Source organism: Halomonas sp. LS-001 (assembly GCF_052983955.1).
This window is the reverse complement of record NZ_CM129816.1, coordinates 1,081,797-1,104,789: the sequence shown is the minus strand read 5'-3', so window position 1 is coordinate 1,104,789 and position 22,993 is coordinate 1,081,797. Positions and strand designations below refer to the sequence as shown.

Below are 22,993 nucleotides of genomic sequence, written 5' to 3'. Positions count from 1 at the left end.
TGTGAGTTTTGCATGTCCAACACTTATATTCCTCGCGATGAACTTCGCACACCGCAGATTGTTTACGGCCTTTTTCTGGCAGGGCTTGTGACGGCAAATGTTACGCTGCTTATTGGTGTGATCATTGCTTATGTTTACCGCAAGGATGCAGCCCCCTGGCTACAGGAGCATTACCGTTATCTGATTCGCACCTTCTGGATTGGCTGTCTGTATTTCTGTGTGGCTTTTGTGCTCACCCTTTTCTTCATTGGTGCCCTTCTGTGGCCGCTACTGGCCGTCTGGCTGGGTGTTCGCTGCGTGCTTGGCTGGATGGAAGTACGCAAGCAGCAACCGCCAGCCCGCCCTAATAGCTGGTTGTGGTAACGCCTTATACCGAAGACCTCAGGGTTGCCCGAAATCCGCTCGTAACCAATGACGCAGCTCGCGCATTTCTGCCACCTCGCCTGCTTGATCCAATACCGGTGGGCGCGTGCCCAGGGTGAAACCTCGGGACAGCCAGGGAGTGATTAATGCCGGGTCGGCGCTGATCACATGAATGGGTACGGCGCGCGAGGGCTCGTCGCCATTTTTCTCAGCGGTAATCAGAGGCGCTGCCTGATGGTCGCCCAGCACAATTAGCAGCGTATTTTCATTGGCGACTCGCTCAGCCCAGCGGCCTGCCACTTTAACGGCATATTCCACTGAGCGAGCGTAGTGCTCACGCACCCGCTCCAGATCCTGCCATAGCACATCCGGCGTTTCCCCGGCGTTTTCCCAGCGCGCATATAAAGACCCATTACCTATCAGTGACCATTCTTCCAGCACTGGAATAATGGGCGTCCAGGGGGCATGACTGGAAATCAGCGCAATCTTGGCAAACACGGGCCCATCATCCAGCAGCTCCCGCTCGGTATAGTCCAGGGTATATTGATCGGGCATGGTGACCCAGTTAAGCGCAGGGCCTGCGTACTCCAGATCATCCGCCGCATGAATCTCATCAAAGCCGTAGTCTTTTCCTTCCGGCCAGGTACGGGTAATGGCTGGCATCACCGCCAGTGTGCGATGTCCTGTCGACTTGAAATCATCGACCAGCGTGCCCGTGGCGCTTTCCAGCATCAGCCGATACCACAGCTGATTATCGACCTTTCGGCCACTTAATGCCGTGGCATGCGCAAGCCATGACTGCCCCCCCTGAATTGGGGACTCCAGCCAACCGGAAGCCACGCGAATGTCACGCTCATCAAGGCGTTGCTGCATCTCATCCAGCATTGGCGCGATGACGCTCTGGTAACGGGCATCCTCGATGGCGGAGGCGCCATAAGACTCGACAAAGGTCAGCAAGACACGCTTATCTGCCAGCCCTGGCAAGGACTGCACCTCTATGGGAGAGTCCGCCAGTGTCGTGGCAAATTCCTTGCGGGCGGCGTGGGTCTGGGTTATCTGCTGCCATTGAAACATCCCGGTGTTCACCATCGGCACGCGAGCCACATCCACCACCCGCATGCCATTAAGCTCAAGGGCAATCAATACACCACTTCCACCCGCGATCACCAATGCCAGCGCCCCTTTCACGCTTTTCAGTGCCAGTGGGCGGGACGGCAGCAACAGCCGACCAAGCAGGACAAACACCAGGGTCAGTAACAGCGCAGCCAGAAAAGACACCACGATGCCCGCCATCATGCCGACATTACCCACCAGCAGTTCAAAGACAGCCCTCACCAGCGGGATATCCAGATAGCTGTTGAAGGAACGTCCGAAGGCCAGATAAGTGGCCACATCACCGAGATTCATCAGCGTAATCGTGAAGACGCTCAGCAGCCACGCAGCCACCAGCCAGGTTCGCCCTTTACTGACGGGCAGCAGCAATATCAGTGGCACCATCAACCAGGCTTCCCAGGCAATCAGGCGGCTACCCACATCCTCAAAACGCCACCAGAGTGGTGCCACCAACAAGATGTTCAACACCAGCACACTGACCCATAATCGCCCCATGTCTTTCCCCTCTGCTGTGTCTGATAGGTAACGTCAACCGTAAACTCAGCGTATCGTGTTGATGGTGGTGAGTGTGCTTGCCAAACGGAAATATTTATCCGGCACCTGGTCTGAAGAGTACTGGAAAACCACAAAATCATGTACTGTAATAAATTATCGTACAATTATTGTTCAATCAAAATGGCGCAGTAGGCACGTAACGCACCTGGCGATTGATCGGAAAAAAACGTTTTTCTCTGAGCAAGGAGCTATCTGTGCCTGACAATAGATCCACGCCCTTCCACCTGCGAGCCGTTGGAACAAGCTGCTCTCAGCTGGCCGCACTCGTGGTATGGCTGCTGGCCAGCACTTTATCCCATGCGGCGCCTGCTCCCTCAGTTCAGGCCCAGTGGTATGAAACGCTCGGTCAACGTGCCCAGCAGCTAGCAGAACAGCCCTATACGCCACCCGCTGATGATTTGCCCGAGTCACTCAGCAATATTAACTATGACACCTACCGGCAAATCCGCTTTAATCCACAGCAGGCCTACTGGAAAGATGATGGCCATTTTTCACTACAGACGTTTCACAGCGGTTTTCTGTTTACAGACCCGGTTGAGCTACATATTATCGAGGATGGCCGTTCAACGCCGCTACCCTTCCAGCAGGACGATTTTATCTACGAAGGTGCCGCCAGCCAGCTTGAATCCGCGGATTTATCGGGCATCGGTCATGCTGGGTTCAGGCTGCACTATCCGCTGAATACCCCGGACTACGCAGACGAATTTGCCGTTTTTCTCGGTGCCAGCTATTTTCGCCTGATCGGCCAGGATCAGATCTATGGCTTGTCTACCCGTGGCATCGCCATCGACACAGCGGCCCCGCAAGGAGAAGAGTTCCCCGCCTTTCGGGCATTCTGGCTATTCAAGCCTGAGGCCGATGACCACAGCATACATATAATGGCCTTACTTGATGGACCTTCGCTGACCGGCGTTTATCATTTTGAACTGACGCCCGGGCAGGATACCCATATGGTCGTCGATGCCACCCTGTTTGCGCGAGACGATATCGGCAAACTGGGCATTGCGCCGCTGACCAGTATGTTTACCTACGGCGATATCAGCGCGTCTCGGCCGGATGATTTCCGCCCCAATGTGCATGACTCTCAAGGTTTATTGCTGCATACCGGCCAGCAGGAATGGATCTGGCGGCCGTTGACCAACCCTGCCGGGGTGCAGGTCTCAGCGTTTCTGGATCGCGATCCTAAAGGCTTTGGGCTAATGCAGCGCGAGCGAGACTTTGCCCATTACCTGGATCTGGAAGCGCAATACCACCGCCGCCCTAGCCAGTGGGTCGAACCCCTGGATGCCTGGGGCCCAGGCCATGTGGAACTGGTGGAAATTCCCACGCCGGATGAAACCCACGACAATGTTGTCGCCTACTGGGTCGCTGACACACCTCTTGAAGCCGGTCAGTCGAAACGGTTTCGCTACCACACCCAGACGTTAAACCAGGCCCCGCAGGCGCATGAGCTGGCGAAAGTCATACGCAGCCGTCAAGGGAATGCAGCCATTCCGGGCGAGGAAGATTCTGCCAGCGCCGGGCAGCGCCAGTGGATAGTTGATTTTGCCGGTGGCGAACTCGCCACGCCGGGCACCGCAGCCCCTGTTGAACTGCGTATCGACACCTCGGCAGACGCCGTCACCCTCGCCCATATCAAGGCACTGCCCAACCAGCAATGGCGAGCCACCTTCCGGGTAGATACCATCACGCAACCGCTGGATGTCCGTCTTGCGCTGACCCGGGAAGGCCAAGTGATCAGTGAAACCTGGAACCAGACCATTCCGGTGTCTTTACCGACGAGGGGCCCCGATGCCTAGCAGCGCAGACTGTCAGGATATGCCCTGGCTACGCCTGCGCCGCTGGGTACTGGTGATACTTGTCACTCTGACCAGTCTCGCCGGTGCGGCGGCGTTATTGCGTATCACCCTGCCTTTACCCGTTATCGCCCAGCTGGGGCTATTGATACTTTTTCTGCTGACGTTCAGCTGGATTGCGCTGGCCTTCTGGAGTGCGTTAGGTGGTTTCCTGCTTTGCTGGTGTCGCCGTGACCCCGTGACACTGCAGAGGCTTGGCGACCCCGACTCTTCCTTTTCCCCAGGGTTGGCAGGCACCCGTACGGCGCTGATCATGCCGATCTATCAGGAGCCACCCGAATCAACCCTTGCCGGGCTTGAAGCCAGCTGTCACTCGCTGTTGGCCGAGCTATCTCAACACTCAGACAGCGACGAAACACCTTGCATTGAGGTATTCATTCTCAGCGACACCCAATGCCCTGAAGCTGCAACCAGCGAGGCCCGCCACGTCGCAGCACTTCAGCATCGCCTGGCTGGCCAGTTAGCTGTCTATTATCGTCGACGCCCCGACAACCAGGGTCGCAAGGCCGGTAACATTGCCGATTTCTGCCGTCGCTGGGGCCGCCGTTATGATTTTTTTGTTGTCCTTGATGCCGACAGCATCATGGGGGGAAACACCTTATTACGTCTGATCAATACAATGCATTGCCAGCCTCAGGTCGGGTTGATCCAGAGCGTACCGATTCCCGTCGGCCAGGTCACTCTGTTCGGGCGCATGGTACAGTTTGCCGCGGCACTCTACAGCCCGATGCTGGCAGCCGGACAGAGTTTCTGGCAAGGCGATAGCGCCAATTACTGGGGGCATAATGCCATTGTGCGTACCCGCGCCTTCATGGCCAGCGCAGGTTTGCCTACGTTACCGGGTGAGCCGCCACTCGGCGGCGAGCTGCTCAGTCATGATTTTGTTGAAGCCGCCCTGCTTCGTCGTGATGGGTGGCACGTGCTGCTGGATACCACCACGACCTGCGCTTTTCGATCATCAGACACTGCCGACAGTTATGAATCCATGCCCAGCAATCTGCTCGATTTTGCCAGGCGCGACCGTCGCTGGTTGCAGGGTAACCTGCAACACCTGCGTTTACTGATGGGGTCGGGGTTACACCCACTTAGCCGCTGTCACTTTTTCTGCGGCGCTTTCGCTTACCTGTCGTCGCCTTTATGGTTGATGCTATTGATCAGCTCCAGCGTCATGATTGGCTTAAGCACGTTTAACGAATCGCCCACGCTACATTCCCAGCCACTGGCACTTGGACTGTTAGGCGTTACCCTTGGCATGCTGCTTGCTCCCAAATTACTTGGGCTGACGCTGGCATTGGCTAGAACCCCTGATGCCTATGGCGGGCGCTGGCGGCTTCTTGCCAGCACCCTGCTGGAAATTGGCTTTGCCGCGCTGCTGGCTCCCTTGATGATGGCATGGCATAGCCTGTTTATTGCTGGCGTACTGACGGGCCGCGCCGTTGAATGGGATGCTCAGCCACGCAGTGAACGCTCGCTCAGCTGGCGTGAATCCTGGCAGCCCACCCGCTGGATAGCCCTTGGCAGTATTGGCTGGATGGCCATATTGGCGTGGGCGTCGCCCATGGCAGCCCTGTGGCTGACGCCGGCCTGGCTGGGGCTGGCAGGCTCCACGCTGTTAGTCAAAGCGAGCAGCGGTTGCCCGGGCAAAGCCCTTCGCCTGAGCCTGCTACAAACGCCTTATCAGCAAGATGTTGCGGTGCTCAGCGCGTATCAAAAACGCCTGAATATCGCCCTTGAAAAGCCCGACCTGCCTGACAGGCCGCTCCTTCCCCTCCCCGCAGAACGGCCCGGCGACATGCCGATACAATCTTTTCGCTGGCATACTGCGGCAGACCGGTCTTTCACCTCACCGCATTCCGAGGAGCCTTATTGATGCCAACGCTGACACATCGGATTTCCAGTGCCTTTGGCGTCGCCCGATCACTGATCATTTACTGGCGCCCCGGTCGTCAGCCGGGTTTGAGAAGCCTATATCGTCCCTTTATCACGCCTGGTTCACCCGCCTTTGATATCGGGGCGCATGTCGGTGACCGTAGCGCTGCCTTTCATTCGCTGGGCGCCCGCGTGGTGGCATTGGAGCCCCAGCCCGCGCTTGCGCGCTGGTGTCAACGCATGGCCGGGCGCGACGTTATTCTGCTGCCGATGGCGGCTGGCCCCTCGTCTGGCCAAGCCGAGATTGCCATCAGCCCCGGAAACCCCACGGTGTCAACGCTTTCCAAGGCCTGGCGCCAGCAGGTCAGCCAGCGCAATGCCGGTTTTGCCAAGGTGCGCTGGAAGACCCATCAACGTGTCGAGGTCACCACGCTGGATGCCCTGATCGATCAATACGGCCTGCCCACTTTTATCAAGATAGACGTAGAAGGCTTCGAAGCAGATGTGCTGGCGGGGTTAAGCCAACCCGTGGCGGCACTGTCTTTCGAATTTGTCGCAGGGACACTGAACGTCGGCCATGAATGCCTCAAACACCTGGAGCGATTAGGCAATTATCGCTTTAACGTAGTGGAAGGTGAGCAACGCGAGTTTTACTGGCCACACTGGCAAACTGCTGATCAAACACACGCCTGGCTGGCGGCAGGTGCTGACAATCTGGCTTCCGGCGATATTTATGCCTGTCAGGTCGGCCATCCTGTCCTGCAGGGTTCTTCAGATTGACATCGGCTTGTAGTAGTATCTGTTAATAAGCCTTTCCGCCCACCCTGCTACTTATTTTCCTACTCGGGGAACGCCATCATGCACGCTGACTGGCCATCGCTTACCACGCTGGAACTTGCCGAAATGGCCCGCCGCACCCCGATAGCTGTCATCGTACTGGGCGCTACCGAACAACATGGCCACCATTTACCTCTGGGTACCGACACCACCATCGGCCTGGGATTACAGGCCGCCATGCTGGAAGCGCTCCCCGAGGAACTGGATATTATCTGCCTGCCGCCCATCAGCGTTGGCGCCAGTGAAGAGCACAATGGTTTTCCTGGCACCCTGAGCCTACCCGCAACTGTCGCCATCGACACCTTGCAGGCTTACGGCGACAGTGTCGCGCGGGCCGACATTCGTCGCCTGGTGATGATCAACAGCCACGGTGGTAACAAAGCGGTCATGGATATTGCTGCGTTATCTCTGCGCCAGCGCCATGGCATGCAGGTGGTAAAAGCCACCTACACCCGCTTACCACCGTTGGACGGCGCCATCGATGCGGATGAGCTGCGCCGTGGGCTGCATGGTGGCCTGCTGGAAACCGCCATGATGCTGCATCTGGCGCCGAACCAGGTCAATATGGCCCGCGCCAGAAACGCCCTGCCGGAAAAACCCGCTGATAGCGCTTTACTCGACTCGGAAGGTGCCGCCGCCCTCGCCTGGCTTGCTGAAGACCTGGCCTATGACGGCATCGCTGGCGATGCTACCAGCGCCACGGCTCAACTGGGCAGTCGTCTGGTTCACCACTATGGCCGCCAACTTGCCAGGGTGGTGGAAGAGGCAGCGGCACGTTCTCTTCCGGAAATGGTCTGACAGGTGACTGGCGTGAATCCCAACGGCTGGATTGAATCCAGCCGTTGTTGGTACTCATTTTCTTATCTCTGATTTTACTTTTTACGGGGAATTCATTTGACTATTCTGGTGACTGGCGCGGCGGGTTTTATTGGTTCTGCTGTCGTTAAACGCCTGCTCGACAGTGGTGAACGTATTGTGGGTCTGGACAATCACAATGCGTATTACGACCCTGAGCTGAAAGAAGCACGGTTGTCACGGCTTAGTGCCTATGACAGCTACGAGCACTTGCGGGTGGACGTTGCTGACCGGGAAGCCATGGCAGCAATATTTACCCGCTACTCCTTCAAGCGTGTCATTCATCTGGCAGCCCAGGTGGGCGTGCGCTATTCACTGGAGAATCCCGCCGCCTATATCGATAGCAATCTGGTCGGTTTTGCCAATATTCTTGAAGGATGCCGACAACAATCCATCCAGCACCTGGTATACGCCAGTAGCTCCAGCGTATACGGCGCGAATGAACAGATGCCTTTCTCGACTCACCACACGGTTGACCACCCGATAAGCCTTTACGCCGCTACCAAGAAAGCCAACGAGTCCATGGCGCATACCTACAGCCACCTCTATGGCATTCCGACAACGGGCTTGCGTTTCTTTACCGTCTACGGCCCGTGGGGGCGCCCTGACATGGCCCTTTTCAAGTTCACTCAAGCCATTCTGGCGGGTGAAACGATTCCCGTGTATCACTTTGGGCAACACCGTCGCGACTTCACATATATTGATGATATCGTTGAAGGCATTATCCGTGTCCTGGAAAGCCCCGCACAGCCGAATCCAGAGTGGTCAGGTCAATCGCCAGACCCGGCGACCAGCAAAGCCCCCTGGCGCCTTTACAACATTGGGAATCAGCAGCCCGTCGTATTGATGGATTATATTGCTGCATTGGAAAGCGCGCTGGGCATTACGGCCAACAAACAATTGCTACCCATGCAGCCTGGTGATGTGCCTGATACCTACGCCGATGTTGAGGACCTGGTCGAACAGTTTGGCTATCAGCCAGCCACGCGTGTCGAGGATGGCGTTGCGGAGTTTGTGCGCTGGTACCGCGATTTTTATCGTGTTTGACTTCTCAGCCAACCATAGTGACCTGTAATGAAACTTTCCGTCATTCTCAGCACCTATAATTCTCCACAATGGCTGGAAAAAGTGCTCTGGGGCTATAGCGTACAGTCCTACAAAGACTTTGAAATCATTATTGCCGATGACGGTTCAGGCGTTGAAACGCGCCAACTGATTGACCGCTTGCGCGACAAGACCGGCCTGAGTATCCAGCATGTCTGGCAGGAAGATAACGGCTTTCAGAAATGCCGCATTCTCAATAGCGCCGTGATGGCTTCCACGTCCGACTATCTGGTGTTCAGCGATGGCGACTGCATCCCTCGCCGGGACTTTCTCAATGTCCACGCTACCCAGGCATTGCCTGGGCATTATTTGTCCGGCGGTTACCACAAGCTCCCCATGACCTCCAGCCAGGCGATTACCCGGGAAGACATCATCTCCGGGCGCTGCTTTGATCTTAAATGGCTAAAATCCCAGGGGTTGGCCTCTTCGTACAAGAACGTGAAACTGACGGCCAATCACTGGCAGGCAAGGCTGTTCAATTCACTGACCCCTACCCGCTGCTGTTTCAAAGGCTCTAATGGCTCTGCCTGGAAAAAAGACGTTCTCCGGGTCAACGGCTTTGATGAAACCATGGCGTACGGCGGTGAGGACAGAGAGTTTGGCGTCAGGCTCGTCAATGCCGGCATCAAGCCAAAGCACGTTCGCTACAACGCGATTGTCATACACCTGGACCATGCCCGAGGGTATGTCGACCCTGATATCGTAGCCGCCAACAAGCAGCATCGCCTTGAGGTTGAAAAAACCGGTATCACGCAGACAGCACATGGTATTGAGCAACATCGGTCTTCCCAAACAACGGGAGTTTGACATTGATTTTTTTCGTATTTTCCTACAATCGCGGCCCTCATCTAAGAAACTGCATTGAATCCATCGAAACCTGCGCGCCCGATCATCAGATTATCGTGTATGACGATGCCAGCAATGATCCGGAAACCCAGCAGATTCTGGATGACATTGAAAGACGTCATGACGTCAGACGCCGCGACGACAAGGACTCGGAAAATCAACACGGTGCGCTTTATACCAACATGCAGCGCGCCCTAGACGCCGTCGAGGGCGATAAGCTGATGTGTTTTCTTCAGGATGACACCCAACTGGTTCGCCGGGTCGATGCCGACGACATTCGATTGATAGAACACTATTTTGAAACTTTTCCCAACGCTGGATTCCTCGCGCCGGTTTTTCAGAAAGCCATCACGCGCCAGCGCACACTCGAGCGTTTTGTCTATTACCCGGAACGTAACGTTTTTGTCTGCGAACACCGTAGCCGCAAGCAGGTTGCCGGGGTTTACTATTCGGATATTTCGATTACCCGAAGCGATCGCCTGCGCAACGTCAACTGGCAGTTTATCTCGGGGGAATTTGATAACGAGCAGCAGGCAAAAGCGCATTTTCTTGAGATGGGTTATCTGCATGCGCCTTTTGCCATGTGGCTGCCCAATCCTCCTGCCTACCGTAACAAAAAGAAGAGTTTTACCTTTCGGCTGGCGGAAATCATCAACAAGGCGGGCTTTTACCCTTTTCGCATCATGGACGACGAAGCCACTCAGCGACTACGTCAACGCCCGACAAGCCAGGTGCCGATTGCCGAGGATTACCTTACCGTAGCCGATGAAACGCTCAGGTCACCGTGGATCTATGATCCTCTCCGGCGCTATCGTTTATTGCGCAAACTGGCCAAACTTGAAGCACTGCTGAGGCGCCCGAAGCAATAAATTCTCATTAGACGTTTCAGCTTCCACGGCCCATGCGCATCGCAGGCGGGCGGGTCTCTTCAGCTGTGATAGACTTTTCGCTTTTCAACGACATCGTTAAACAGCATCGCTGCCAGCATGACACCTGACAGCCGCCACCCAACATCGCATTGCTTGGAAAATCAATGATGTGGAATACAATACAACTGGCCTTTTTCCGCTTTGCCGCCGGCGGAAAAATACCGCCGCAATGGTTCGAGCCCAACTTGCCAGCGCAACAGGACAGAGCCACTAAAACAGGGCACCTCAAGCTGGAAGTCGTCAGTCACTGCTGGAACTATTCCCACTTTCTGGTTTACCAGCTGAGTTCTCTGGTGCTGTTCCCGCCCCAAAAACTCGATGTCACCATGACGATTTTCTATAGCCCTGAGGACAAAAAAACCGCCGAGTTGTTGGCTTTTTTCGAAAAGCAGCAGGTGCCAGGCGTTACCTGGAACTGGCAGCCGATTCCCAGACAGTCGCTTTTTCGGCGAAGTATCGGACGCAACCGCGCGGCATTGGCGACACAGGCCGACTGGGTCTGGTTTACCGATTGTGATCTGATGTTTCGGGAAAACTGTCTGGATGGCCTGGCAGACTGCCTTCAGGGGCGCAGCGATGCACTGGTGTTCCCCCAGGAGGAACGCACGACTGACTTGCTGGTGGAAGACAACCCCTTACTCCAGGCAGCCAACGATGGGCCACAGGTACTGGATATTGACACCTCGTCCTTCACTTCCCGAACGATTACCAAGGCCACTGGGCCATTACAGATTGCCCACGGCGATGTGTGTCGACGCGTAGGCTATTGCCGCGCCATTGATGTCTACCAGCAACCTGTCGACAGCTTTGCCAAATGTCATGAAGACCGTGCCTTCCGCTGGCTATTACGTAGCCTGGGGGAACCGATTGACCTCCCCGGTGTTTATCGCATTCGGCATGTTGCCAAAGGGCGTTACAGTGGCAATAACACCCACAGCAATGTAAGAAAAACACTGCGTATCTGGCAATCTCGCTGGCGAGATCGGAAACAGAGAGAAAACAGCTGATGAGCGACAAACAGCGCATGGTGTTTATCACGCCTACCTGGGCAGGAGACCTTGACCATTTCCGTGTCATGCGGGCATCCCTGGAGCAATCCCCGCTCGCAGCATTTGACCATTATGTTGTGGTACAGGATGAAGATATCGCCCTGTTCGAGGAATTTCGCGGACGCAGTGGTTTGACCCTTCTCTCCACCCGAGATGTGCTACCTGAAGACGTGGAACGTCGCAGAAGCCATGCGCGCCAACTATCGCAACGCCTGGGGCGCAACATGACACGGGTATGCGGCAGTCTCAAGCGTGTCTTTTCCTGGCCTGCGTGGCCGTCTTATACCGGCTGGCATACTCAGCAACTTTGCAAGTTAACGCTCGCCAGCGAACTTGATTACGACAAGGCCGTTATTATTGACTCCGATGTTATTGTTACGCAAAACGCCAGTGCTGATGACTTTGCCAGTGACCTCGGTTACGTGTGTTTTGCCGACTGGCAGAATCGTGATGCACTGAAAGGAAAAGTCAAAAAATGGATTCATGAATCCGAGTATCTGATCAATACAGCATCGGATACACGTCAAGTTAATGTGTATTTTGATACGCCATTTGTCTTTGACCGGCAACTGCTCTGTGAAACCCTCGCGACCCTTGAATCCAATACTCATAAGCAGTGGTGTACCGCTTTATTGGATCGACCACCACGACGATGGTCCGAATTTGGCATCTACAAGGCATTCTTGTTGAAACAGGCACCGCAAATCAGTATTGACTGGCGCATTCCCTCTTTCTGCCACTATCTCTACGACACAACCGATCCACAAAAGGTGGTTGACACCGTGGGCGCACTACTGACAGACCCCGATGTTCACTATGTCACGATTCATTCCCAGGCCAGCGGGCGCGTAGAACAGGATGCAAACACCTACCTTGAGCCGCTTTTATCGCTGATAGAAAAGGGCCGCTGAACCATGCGCGCATCTTTTGAAAAGGCAATCGCAAGCCTTTCTGTCCTCACCAATATCAAGCTGGCTAACTGGCTACCATTATTATTTGCCGTTTGGTTATTACTCAGCATCACTATGCCTGACAGCTTCTATCGGGCTTTTTTCCATGTGCTTATTTATCCATTGACGCTTTATCTGGTGATCCACCAGTACATCCACCGGTACCAGTACAACAGGGTCATCTGGAAAGATGCTTTTATCCGGCTTTTTATAGCGTTTTGTGGCTATATGGCGATTACCACCTGGCTGGTTGGAAATGACCCATTGGCAGGTGATATCCGGGCGGTACGTTGGAGTATCGAGGCCGCCCTGGGCATGCTCGCTTACTGGATATGGATGCAGTCTGTCGTCGTACACTCCCGCCTGTGGGGGAGAGGGCTTTTATTACTTGCCGGAGCAGGCGCTTGTGCCGGTCTGTTATCGTCGCTTGCTGACATCTCGGTGAATGCCCGCATCGGCGGTCTTGGCATGATGGAGCATCCGATTCAGGGCGCATCAATCAGTATTACGTTGCTGGCCGCAGGGTTATTTTTAACCCATGCCAACCAACACGCCGTCAACCGCAACGACATTATCCTCACTTTCCTCTCGATCATTGCTGTTTGCACCTTTGTGACACTCAGCCAGAGCCGAGCCCCTCAAGTGACTCTGTTGGGGTATCTCATCTTTTTCGGACTTCTGATCAGCTATCAGTACCGAAGGCCGGCAACCTTCTACATCATCGGCGGCGTTTTTATCGGCATGCTGTTGGCCATTCAGGGGTTCATCGGGTTCGACCTGCTTTATGAACAGTTCAAGGAAAGAGGCACCTCTTACCGTCTGGATATCTGGACGGCCGTCTTTAACCATCCGCCGGAATCCTTTCTGTTAGGACATGGCGCGGGCCTTGATTTCAGACTGACTGATGCCGCAAAAATCGATTTGAATGACCTGGGATTCGAGGTCTATCATCCTCACAATATCTGGCTGGGGGCCTTCATGGACACAGGCATTATCGGGGTTGTCATGCAGGCGGGGCTCTTGATATTCCCCTTGATCGCTATTCTGAAGAGCGCATTTCGCATCGAAAACAAGCTTCATCTGCTGGTGATTCTCGGGCTTTTTGTACTCCTGACCTTAACCGATGAATACACCTTATTGATTTCCCCCCACCCAATCTGGTTGATCGGCTGGGTTCCCCTGGTGTTTGTCTGGTCATGGTGTCGCTATAAAGATGACGAGCAGGAAACCTCCCTACAAACCCACGGCTGTGTCAGAGGGCAATCACGATGAGCTTGACGGTCTGCATATTCTCCTTTAATCGGGGAAAGTACCTGCGAAACTGCGTCGAGTCAGTTCAGCAGTGCCTCCCTGATGCTGACATTGCCATTTTTGATGACCATAGCGATGACCCCGACACCCGGGCATATCTCGAACAGGCCGCAAAAACCTGCCAGATTATCGACCCAAGGGAAGTTGGCACCATTAAACATGGCGGCCTCTACCACAACATGAATACCGCCCTCGACTATTTTCAGGACCGGGAACTCCTGTGTTTTCTGCAGGATGATACGCAGGTGGTCCGGCCCGTTCCTGGTCACGAACTCGAGGCAATCACCGCCTTGTTTGCCAGCCAACCCAGGCTTGGCTTCCTTCACCCCTGCTTTATTAGGGGTATTGATCTGAAAAAACGTCCTGTCATCCCCTTGCCGGGGCCAACATCGGACGTCTTTTTTCGCCAGGACAGCGGACAAAGCGCGGGGATTTACTACTCCGACCTGGTGATTTTCAAGCCTGACCGGCTCGCCCAGGCAGGCTGGCATTTTCAACAGTCTGAACCTGCCAATGACCAACAGGCCCGAACGCACTTCGACATGATGGCTTATATGTGGCGCCCTTTTGCCATGTGGCTGCCCGAAGTCCCCGCCTATCGAGGCAAAAACAAAACCCTGGGATTGCGTTTGGCTGAACGTAAAAAACACGTGGGCTTTTATCCCTTCAAGATCACCACGCTTGATGACTCGGTTCACGCCAGCCACCAGAATCCACCTGTTTTACCGGTGGCAGAAGACCTGCTTGAATGCCTGCCTTATTCGCCGCCTAAACCCTGGACATATAACCCTCTTACGGGCCTCAGGCTTTTTAAACACATGAATAATCTCGAAGTGGCATGGCGACGCTGGCGGCGGTCTTGAATAACCCGCCTGATGGTAGATTCCCTTTGACGCTGCGGTCTGAACAGGAAAGAGAATGCGAAAGAAAAATATCTGGCTGCGGCTTATCTACCTGGCGAATCTGTTTTTGCTATGCGGGTTGGTAACCTATCAATTTTATTTACACCTGACGGATCCTGAAGTTACCTCGATTCATGCTGATCAGGTCGATAAAATTCACAGCATTCTCGAAGATCGTGATCGCTTCCGATTTGCTGTCGTCGGCAATGTCAATAATTCGGTACGAATCTTTCAGAACGAAATCATTCCTGAAATCAATCAACAAAATTATGATTTTGTCATTTCTGCCGGTAACGCTGTCTCCGGCGGCCAGGAAGAGAGTTACCGTTTGGTTAACCGGATATTCAGTCGTTTAAAGGTGCCCTATTTACTGACCTTTGGTGATAACGAGGAAAGCGACTTTGGTAGTTTCCGTTTTTATGAGCAGTTCGGGCCACATTTCTTTTCCTTTGTCACCAAGGATGCTCACTTCCTGTTTCTTGATGGTACCGGAAAGTCCTCCTATTCCTGGCAACTCAACTGGCTGGAGCGCGAACTCAACGCCTCCCAGGCATCGCACCGTTTTGTTTTCATTGGTTTGCCGGTGCATTACGAACTAGAAGACACACCCGCTTTCGAATCCGATCACTATCTTGAGTCGCCCGTCTTTCGCCACGGCCTGATCCGCTTATTTGAACAGTACGATGTTGATGTCGTGTTTTCGGCAAACCTGACGCTTTTTTCGAGACTTGAAAGTCATGGCGTCGAATATGTGACAACTGGAGGTGCGGGAGGGCTGGTTGTTGATAGCGGATCTAGCTTTCACCATTTTGTCGATGTTGCGGTAACAGAAGACAGGATTCTGATTGAGCCCGTACCACTGGATGTCACGCTATCGGCCTGGCAGAAAACGCTGGATAGCCTATGGGGCGCGATTTACTCATTTTTCTATGTCAGCTATCTACGTTTTCTGCTCATCATCAGCGCATTGATGCTACTGGCCTTCCATCTCCATCGGTTAATTACGGAAGAGCGGGACTATTACCCCGACTTTGACGTTGACCCGAGCCCTTACCTTGACCGTAAGCTACGGATCGGCATGTATTCCAACAACTACTTCCCTTTTGTTTCTGGCGTAACGGTGTCAGTAGACCGTTTGCGTCGCGGCCTGAACGAGCTGGGCGACCAGGTATTACTGTTCGTGCCACATTATCGTGAGCCAGGCCAGGATGACGATGATATCGAACGGGCCACTACCTTGATGTCTTTTGGCGAAAAGGGCGAATTTCGTTTATCGAACCCATTTTTATTAAGGCTGCATCGCCGTCTCCTGGCGTTCAAACCGGATATCATCCATGTTCATCACCCCTTCTGGCTGGGGTCACTGGGGCTTTTCATGGGTAGGCGGCTCAAGATTCCTGTGGTGTATACCTACCACACACGCCTGGAGCACTACTCCCACTTTGTGCCGTTACCTGGTTTGCTGTTCCGCAACCTTATCTCTCACTACCTGATCCGGCGGTTTTCCAACCGTTGCCAGGGGGTGATAGTACCGACGCATTCTGCAGAGGAATATCTACGTGTTATTGGAGTGACGACCAATACGCTGGTACAACCCACAGGCATCGACGTTGCGCGCTTCGGGAAGGTCGATGAAAGCCGCCTTATTGAACGGCGTCAGACCCATCGTATTACCGATAACGAAATCGTGCTGGTGAGCGTTTCAAGGATCAGCAAGGAAAAAAATATTGAGTTCATGCTCGAAGCATTAGCCGACTTACGCCAGCGCATGGATCTGCCATTTCGGCTATTACTGGTGGGTGACGGGCCCGCTCGTGAGCATATCCAGGCACGTATTGAGTCTCTGGAACTCACAGAAAATGTTGAACTGGTTGGCGCGGTACCGCCGGAAGACATGGCACTTTACTATCACATGGGCGATCTGTTTGTTTTCGCGTCAAAATCGGAAACGCAAGGCATGGTCATTCTTGAGGCCATGGCCGCCGGCCTCCCCGTTGTCGCCGTTCGCTCCAGTGGTATTGATGATGTCATTGTGGAAGGCCACAACGGGTATAAGACGCCTGAAAACCGCCAGACCTGGGGAGAACGTGTGCAAGCACTCATGGAAGACCCGGATCTTCGTCACACACTTGGCCAGCAAGCAAAAACCTTTGCCGACGAGCACGATGTCAACGCCTTTGCTCAGCATGTTCATGGTTTCTATGCCTTTCTCTTGGCACAGTATCACAGTGGCCGACGCTGGCGCCGTTAATGGCGCTTGCGTTGAGAGTATTGACGCAATATCACAAGTAACACCCCTCCGATGGCCAGCCCAAACAGCGACCAAAGTAGTTCTTTATGGCCATCAGCCGCTATCAGCGCACCCAGCTGACTGCCCAATAAGGTAACCGCCGCAAGGCCTGGTACAATGCCCAGAGTTGAGCCGAGCATGTAATCACGAAAACGTAGATGAAAAGCGCCCGCCATCATATTGGTCAATGTAAAGGGGGCCAAAGGCAACAGATTGATGACCGTCATGGTACGAATTCCGCGATGCGCCAAATATCGCGACATTCCCTTAAGATGACGCCCTCCATAGTTCATCAGCGCCTCGCGACCCAGCCTTCTTCCCACCCAGTAGGAGACTACTGATGACGCAAGCGTTCCTGCAGTCGCAAACAGAAATCCCCATAACGGGCCAAACACCAACCCGGTAACGGCCACTAGAATCGTCAGCGGAAACATCACCAGCAAGCCCAGCACATAACCTGCCATGATGGCCGGAATAATCCAGGGGCTGTTGCGCCACTCAGGAGATTCAGACAGCCACTGTTTGAGAGTGTTGACCGTTAATACATCCTGCATGGAAAGCCACTGCCAGAACATCGCCATCACGACCAAGGCAACCAGCAAACCCAAAACAACCCATAGAGAACGAGACATCAGGTAGGCATCCAGCCAAATTAATCAATACGCAGGAGCCATAAGTACGCCCGCCTGGGTTTACAACAATTCCAGCGACCTCACCTGCCACTCTTTCTGTAACAGGCATTGCGGTCACTACCGAATGTTATCATGTTTTTTTTGATCAACGGTTTGTCAATACATCCTGCAGGTAATGCCCCGCACGGTTTGCCTTGGCCATCAGGTAGCGCTGGTTGTGGTCGTTGACGCTGCCGTAGAGCGCCTGGCGCGACACAATATCAATACCGCCGTCACGCAGGGCCGCAACTTTTAGTGGGTTGTTGGTCAGAAGCTGAATCTGGTGAATGCCCAGTGAACGCAGCATATCCACGGCGACGCTGTACTGGCGCTCATCATCGCCAAAGCCCAGCACCTGGTCGGCATCCACGGTATCCAGGCCTTCATCCTGCAGCGTGTAGGCTCGCAGCTTGTTGGCCAGGCCGATGCCCCGACCTTCCTGAGCAAGGTAAAGCAGCACGCCGCCACCCATATCGTTGATGTCTGCCACGGCATTGCGCAACTGTTCCCCACAGTCACAGCGCAGGCTGCCAAACAGGTCGCCGGTCAGGCAAGCGGAGTGCAGGCGCACCGGTACGGCTTCACGACTGCCTTCGACGTCACCAATCATTACCGCCACGTGTTCGCGCATGCCATCCGGCTCGCGGAACAGAACAAAACGCGATTGCTGGGCAGTTTCCAGCGGAATTTCCGCCTCGCTGACCCGCTTTAGCATGCCCGGCGCGCCATGAATCGCCCGTTGCGCATCGTCCGCGCCGAGGCTTAACAGCTCGCCACTTGCCAGCCGTCTGTCGATGTCAGCGTCCTGTTCACTGGCAATATCGGCGCAAAGCGCTGCCGGTAGCAACAATGCTCGCCGCATCAGCGCCAGGGCACCGCGTTCGCCGGGCCCTGCTGGCATCAGGCCACTCAGAGGCAACGGCTTTGCGGAATGTCTGTCTACCGCTAGCCGATACAAGTCAGTGGCACCCGTATCGCAGCTCAGCGGCAGAATAGCCGCCTCCGCGCTGATCGAATGCCCGAGCGCTGCCAGGCGGTGGCGAGTCAACACCATCGCCGGGCGGGAACCCGCCAGTGCGGCCAGTTCATGTAACGATTCACTGTTTTCCAGTGCCTGGACCAGCAGACGCCGCTGGGGTGTCACAATGACAACCGGCAGCCCTCGACGAAGATCAAAAATGGCGCGTTCAATATGATACATAATGACTTCCTCAATGATGGCTCAAGGGATAGGCCGTGCTTGCATGGGGTTAGGCACCACCGCATGATAAGGCGACTTGTTCTGTATGGAGGCGCTATGCCTGCTAATGATTCGGGTAAATCGGTCAACTCGTGGGACGCTGTAACGCCCGATATAGCGTGGCAGTGGCTTTTGACGAGGCGCCAGACCGACAGCGCGCCTCCAGGTCCGCTGTCGGTCAACGCGGATGGCCGCTGGCAAAGTACCTGCCCGGTAACGCCGGACGCCCGCGAACTGCTCGACTGCTGGGTACCGCGGGCGAACCCGATGCCCTGGGTGGTGGCCCAGCTTGGGCAAAGCCTTGATGGCCGGATTGCTACCGAAAGTGGGCACTCTCATTACATCAATGGCCAGGAAAGCCTGGTTCACCTGCACCGTTTGCGGGCCATGTGCGATGCGGTCGTGATTGGCGCGGGAACGGCCTGTGCAGATAATCCGCGCCTCACCGTCAGGCACGTCAGCGGTGACCACCCCTTGCGGGTGATACTCGACCCGCGTGGCAGAGTGCCTGCCAGCCTGGCCTTGCTGAGTGATGGCAGTGCGCCAACCCTGCACCTGGTGGGTAACGAAGTGGAACTGCCCGCTGCCCCCGCTCACGTCAGCCGCCACAGACTGGCGGTCAATGCCAATGGGCAGTTCGCGCCACGGGCGGTGATCGAAACGCTTGGCCATCTCGGTCATCGACGCATCCTGGTGGAAGGTGGCGGCATTACGGTATCCCGGTTCATCGAAACGGGCTGTATTGACCACCTGCACCTGCTGGTGGCCCCGCTGCTGATCGGCTCCGGACGACCCGGCCTGCAGATGACACCGATCGATACCCTCGACACGGCGCTGCGCCCGCCGACAAGACGTTTCACGCTCGGCGATGACACCCTCTTCGAGCTTGACCTGGGTCGCGCCTGAGCCTCCCGAAGGGTTTGGAGCGGCCTGACCACGGCGTTTCAGCGCTATCACCAGCCCTGGCAAGGTCGCCATAAGCACCACCAGACCATAAGCCAGAGAGACCGCAACGCCCTGGCTGGGGGCCAATCCTACCCAAGCCCAGACGCTAGCCGCCGTGCCTTCACGTACGCCCCAGCCTGCTACTGTCAGTGGCACCAGCATGGCCAGCAGCAAGGCGGGCGCCAGCGCCAACAGCGCACTGGCGGGAAGCGCAACACCGATCGCGCGGGCCGCACACAGCATCACCAGCGCATAGCTGAAAACGACCAGTAGCGACGTGGCGAGCTGCCACCCCCAAACGCGACGCTGTAACAAGCCGCGTTGAATATCCTGTTTAAGTGGCGCAACCCAGTTAAGCCCGCGGGCAAGCCCCGGCAAGCGCTGACGAAGCGAAGCGGTAAAACGCAGCGAGCTCCACAGCAACACAGCGCCAGCCGCCAGGATAATCACCAACAGCAGGTAGCCACTTACCCCTAGAGCGGCATGCCACAACGGGGAGCTGACCAGCGCCAACGCCGTTAACAGGGCCACTGCCAACTGCCCGGAGGCGCGCTCGATGATAACGGCCCGCCAGGCACTGCCTTTGGCAGCGGGTGTCTGATGGGCATGGCGCAAGGCGCGTCCGGCATCTCCCAGCACGCCGCCCGGCAATACCTGATTGATAAACTGAGCCAGATAATATTCACCCAGCGCATAGCGAAAGCGCAGCGGCACGCCGATCAACCCCGCGGTTAGCCGCCAACGCCAGGCGCACAGCATCATCTGTATCACGCTGATGGCAAGCCCAAGCGCCAGCCAGGGCAATGACAACCCACGTACTTCATTGATCACCGCCGCAGGGTCCAGCCATAGCCCGACCGCCAGCAACACAAGGAGGCTGACGGCCAGACGCAATATGCCCGGACGGCGGATCATCGGACTTTAACCGCCGGAGGCGCTGCGAACAGGTCGCGATGCATCACACGAGCCCCCACTTGACCGGTGTTCACATCATTCAACCGGCGTACGCACCAGGCCTCAATACGTTCACTTTCTTCGGGTGCCTGCTCTCGGGCAGCCTCTGCCCAGCCCTGAATCAACTGACAGAGAAGCGGCCGGTGGGCGTCATGATTCGCCTTCAACTGCCAGGGCGTGCTGGCTTCCTCAACCGTAAAGCCCGCCTGACGAAGCTGTGACACCAAGGCGTGATGCGCCTGACCGCCAAGCGCCGCTCCCAGACCTTTGTCGCGCTGCTGATGGGCAACAAAAAGGGCATGAATGGCCTCATCGTCAGGCTGCTGACAAGGGTCGCCATGGGCGTTGGTCAGGAACCATTCACCGGTGACGCTCAGAGCCACCAACAGCGCTTGCTGATGGGTCCCACAGCCCTCTACCAGTTGCTCGATCCAATCCTGTGAGACCAGATCCATCAGCGCCGACGCCGTGATCAGATTCGCGTCCGCAGGCCAGCGGGCCGTTAATTCACTCAGGGAAAAGCACTCAGTCTGCAGTGTTATCGGCTCGCCACTGGCATCACGCAACATACCGCCGCGTTGGCGAGCCTGGAGTAACAGTTGGGCATCATGATCGACCAGACGCCAGTGCTGAGGCCCCGGCAAACGGCGCGCCAGAAAACACAGGTTACTCCCTCGGCCACAGCCCAGATCAACCAGCCGTGGGGCAGAACTGTTTACTTTGAGCCAGTCAGCGGCAAAGCCAACCAGGCGCTGGCTGCGAGCTTCTACATCCAGCGGCTCACGCAGTGCAAGCCAATCCGCCTCGAACCGACTCCCAGCGGGCATGGCCAGGGCATTGGCAAACGCCTGGGAAGCTTCTTGCCAGCTTGCCAGCTGCTGGCGGGCCGCCTGAGCACCACGGGTTAACTGTTCACGCAGGTCAGGTTCGGTGAGAAAGCGTTCAATGGCCCCACTTAGGGCGTCAATATCGCCCGGCGGTACGGCCAACCCTGCGCCTTCCGGCAAGGTATCCTCCAGCGCCCCACCGGTAGTGGTAATCACCGGCAGGCCGTGAGCAAGTGCTTCACTGACCACCATGCCATAGCCTTCGTACCAGGAAGGCAGCACCAGAACGTCTGCCACCTGATAAGCAGCGTCCAGCAGGGCCTGATCACACTCGCCCGGCAGTAAAACGCGCGTTTCCATCCCGTGCTGGTGAATAAGACCCGCTACCTGGGCAGCAAAATCCTCATCACGCTCAAGGCTACCGTAACAGTGGCATTGCCAATCCAACGGTTTAAGACGGCTCAACGCCTGCACCAACAGATCCTGCCCCTTGCGAGGGGTGAGGGTCGCCACGCAGAGGAGCTTTATCGTCGCTGAGGCTGGCAATCGGTTTAGTCGCGCCGGGTCTGGCGATGCCGACAGCAGTTCAGACGCCACGCCGGGCTCCACCACACGAATGCTGGGCAGTGACACATGATGATTCACCGCCAGCTCGCGCAAGCGCCGCTGAGTAAAGGCGCTGGTAACGACAATGCCGGAAACCGCCGCCAGGGCCTGCATTTCAAGGCGATGAAACCGCGCCTGGCTGGTGTGACTCAGGCCACGTTCATCACCCAGGGGATGATGAACCAGGGCGGTGATCGCCAGCCGCGCCTGATGACGCTTGATAACCTCCGGCAACGCGCCCATGACGAGCCCATCAATCACCACCCAGGCCTGCTCCGGCAAGCGGGCAAGCGCTGTTTCCAGGGCGTGGCGAGCGTTATCGTCTGCTTCTGGAAACTGGCCTTGCAGGCCGACGACGTCAATCACCCAGCCTTGCTCACGTAGATGCGCCACTATCTGTGCATCATAAAGGTAGCCGCCGGTCCGCTGATCCGGCGACCCTGCCACCATCAATGTGAAACGCTGACTCACAGCGCCCCCTCGTAACTGGCCCAGGCAATATGCGATTCGTTAAGTTTGACCTCGATTCGCTCAATACCCTTAGCTGTCTCCCCCAACGTGCCCGCATTGATAGCCGACGCCAGACGATCAAAAATGATCCGGGCCATAAATTCGGTGGTGGTATTCTGGCCAGCAAGCTCATCCACCTCATCCAGGTTGCGGTAGTTGTAATTGGCCAGAATCGCTTTCAGGGCATCACTTGCCAGACCAATATCAATCACCAGATTATCGCTATCCAGCGCCGAACGCTGGAAGGCCACATCCACCACATAGGTTGCCCCATGCATCTGTTGTGCGGGGCCGAATACCTCTCCCTTGAAACTATGGGCAATCATCAGATGATCGCGGACACTTAGGCGGTACATGGCCTCTCCTTTTGTTAATGGCACTTTCATTAATAACGCTCTATCAATAACGCTC

At 55.7% G+C, this 22,993-nt stretch carries 19 protein-coding genes and 1 pseudogene; 14 read left to right on the top strand and 6 right to left on the bottom strand.

What is annotated here, in order from left to right; translation table 11 throughout:
• Positions 1-12 precede the first annotated feature (12 nt).
• Entirely contained in the window at positions 13-363 is a 351-nt protein-coding gene (locus ACU6TU_RS04835; protein ID WP_447143444.1) for a DUF4870 family protein, read from the top strand.
• An 18-nt stretch (positions 364-381) separates the two neighbouring features.
• On the opposite strand, the gene ACU6TU_RS04830 is transcribed toward ACU6TU_RS04835, so the two are convergent.
• Positions 382-1,971, bottom strand: coding sequence for an alkaline phosphatase (locus ACU6TU_RS04830; RefSeq protein WP_447143443.1), 1,590 nt, complete (start codon positions 1,969-1,971; stop codon positions 382-384).
• Between the two features lie 254 nt (positions 1,972-2,225).
• Between ACU6TU_RS04830 and ACU6TU_RS04825 the strand changes: the two genes are divergently transcribed.
• The 12 genes from ACU6TU_RS04825 to ACU6TU_RS04770 all read left to right on the top strand — a co-directional run bounded on the left by ACU6TU_RS04825 (position 2,226) and on the right by ACU6TU_RS04770 (position 16,790).
• Positions 2,226-3,830 carry a glucan biosynthesis protein gene (locus ACU6TU_RS04825; protein WP_447143442.1) on the top strand — a complete coding sequence of 535 codons (1,605 nt, stop codon included), beginning with the start codon at positions 2,226-2,228 and terminating at the stop codon, positions 3,828-3,830.
• The gene (gene mdoH, locus ACU6TU_RS04820; protein WP_447143441.1) at positions 3,823-5,757 is read left to right on the top strand and encodes a glucans biosynthesis glucosyltransferase MdoH; all 1,935 of its coding nucleotides are present in this window, start codon (positions 3,823-3,825) and stop codon (positions 5,755-5,757) included. The genes ACU6TU_RS04825 and mdoH overlap by 8 nt, the downstream gene beginning before the upstream one ends.
• Complete coding sequence (locus ACU6TU_RS04815; RefSeq protein ID WP_447143440.1) at positions 5,757-6,536, top strand: FkbM family methyltransferase; 780 nt, start codon at positions 5,757-5,759, stop codon at positions 6,534-6,536. Before mdoH ends, ACU6TU_RS04815 begins: the two co-directional genes overlap by 1 nt.
• Before the next feature lie 78 nt (positions 6,537-6,614).
• Positions 6,615-7,391: a creatininase family protein gene (locus ACU6TU_RS04810; RefSeq protein ID WP_447143439.1), complete on the top strand. Its 777-nt coding sequence runs from the start codon at positions 6,615-6,617 to the stop codon at positions 7,389-7,391.
• Between the two features lie 96 nt (positions 7,392-7,487).
• The gene (locus ACU6TU_RS04805) at positions 7,488-8,495 is read left to right on the top strand and encodes an NAD-dependent epimerase (RefSeq protein WP_447143438.1); all 1,008 of its coding nucleotides are present in this window, start codon (positions 7,488-7,490) and stop codon (positions 8,493-8,495) included.
• A gap of 27 nt (positions 8,496-8,522) precedes the next feature.
• The gene (locus tag ACU6TU_RS04800) at positions 8,523-9,359 is read left to right on the top strand and encodes a glycosyltransferase family 2 protein (RefSeq protein ID WP_447143437.1); all 837 of its coding nucleotides are present in this window, start codon (positions 8,523-8,525) and stop codon (positions 9,357-9,359) included.
• 2 nt (positions 9,360-9,361) lie between these two features.
• Complete coding sequence (locus ACU6TU_RS04795) at positions 9,362-10,267, top strand: glycosyltransferase family A protein (RefSeq protein ID WP_447143436.1); 906 nt, start codon at positions 9,362-9,364, stop codon at positions 10,265-10,267.
• A 164-nt stretch (positions 10,268-10,431) separates the two neighbouring features.
• Entirely contained in the window at positions 10,432-11,334 is a 903-nt protein-coding gene (locus ACU6TU_RS04790; RefSeq protein WP_447143435.1) for a glycosyltransferase family A protein, read from the top strand.
• The gene (locus ACU6TU_RS04785; RefSeq protein WP_447143434.1) at positions 11,334-12,287 is read left to right on the top strand and encodes a DUF6492 family protein; all 954 of its coding nucleotides are present in this window, start codon (positions 11,334-11,336) and stop codon (positions 12,285-12,287) included. The genes ACU6TU_RS04790 and ACU6TU_RS04785 overlap by 1 nt, the downstream gene beginning before the upstream one ends.
• Before the next feature lie 3 nt (positions 12,288-12,290).
• Entirely contained in the window at positions 12,291-13,598 is a 1,308-nt protein-coding gene (locus tag ACU6TU_RS04780; RefSeq protein ID WP_447143433.1) for an O-antigen ligase family protein, read from the top strand.
• A complete protein-coding gene (locus ACU6TU_RS04775; protein ID WP_447143432.1) occupies positions 13,595-14,500 on the top strand; it encodes a glycosyltransferase family 2 protein in 906 nt (301 codons plus the stop codon). The genes ACU6TU_RS04780 and ACU6TU_RS04775 overlap by 4 nt, the downstream gene beginning before the upstream one ends.
• A 55-nt stretch (positions 14,501-14,555) precedes the next feature.
• Positions 14,556-16,790 (top strand): glycosyltransferase, encoded by a 2,235-nt coding sequence (locus ACU6TU_RS04770; protein ID WP_447143431.1) that lies wholly within the window; start codon positions 14,556-14,558, stop codon positions 16,788-16,790.
• Here ACU6TU_RS04770 and ACU6TU_RS04765 read toward each other — a convergent pair.
• Entirely contained in the window at positions 16,787-17,461 is a 675-nt protein-coding gene (locus ACU6TU_RS04765) for a TVP38/TMEM64 family protein (protein ID WP_447143430.1), read from the bottom strand. The genes ACU6TU_RS04770 and ACU6TU_RS04765 overlap by 4 nt on opposite strands.
• 145 nt (positions 17,462-17,606) lie before the next feature.
• The gene (gene ribA / locus ACU6TU_RS04760; RefSeq protein ID WP_447143429.1) at positions 17,607-18,701 is read right to left on the bottom strand and encodes a GTP cyclohydrolase II; all 1,095 of its coding nucleotides are present in this window, start codon (positions 18,699-18,701) and stop codon (positions 17,607-17,609) included.
• Between ribA and ACU6TU_RS04755 the strand changes: the two genes are divergently transcribed.
• Positions 18,693-19,646, top strand: a complete 954-nt coding sequence (locus tag ACU6TU_RS04755; RefSeq protein WP_447144183.1) for a RibD family protein — start codon at positions 18,693-18,695, stop codon at positions 19,644-19,646. The two genes, ribA and ACU6TU_RS04755, sit on opposite strands and share 9 nt — an antisense overlap.
• 66 nt (positions 19,647-19,712) lie before the next feature.
• Here the strand turns inward: ACU6TU_RS04755 and ACU6TU_RS04750 are convergent.
• The 3 genes and pseudogenes from ACU6TU_RS04750 to ACU6TU_RS04740 all read right to left on the bottom strand — a co-directional run.
• Positions 19,713-20,600: pseudogene (locus ACU6TU_RS04750) on the bottom strand (lysylphosphatidylglycerol synthase transmembrane domain-containing protein); the annotation flags it as partial.
• Positions 20,597-22,543: a glycosyltransferase gene (locus ACU6TU_RS04745; RefSeq protein ID WP_447143428.1), complete on the bottom strand. Its 1,947-nt coding sequence runs from the start codon at positions 22,541-22,543 to the stop codon at positions 20,597-20,599. The gene ACU6TU_RS04745 and the pseudogene ACU6TU_RS04750, both read right to left, overlap by 4 nt.
• Complete coding sequence (locus ACU6TU_RS04740) at positions 22,540-22,938, bottom strand: 6-pyruvoyl trahydropterin synthase family protein (protein ID WP_447143427.1); 399 nt, start codon at positions 22,936-22,938, stop codon at positions 22,540-22,542. The genes ACU6TU_RS04745 and ACU6TU_RS04740 overlap by 4 nt, the downstream gene beginning before the upstream one ends.
• Between the last annotated feature and the right edge of the window lie 55 nt (positions 22,939-22,993).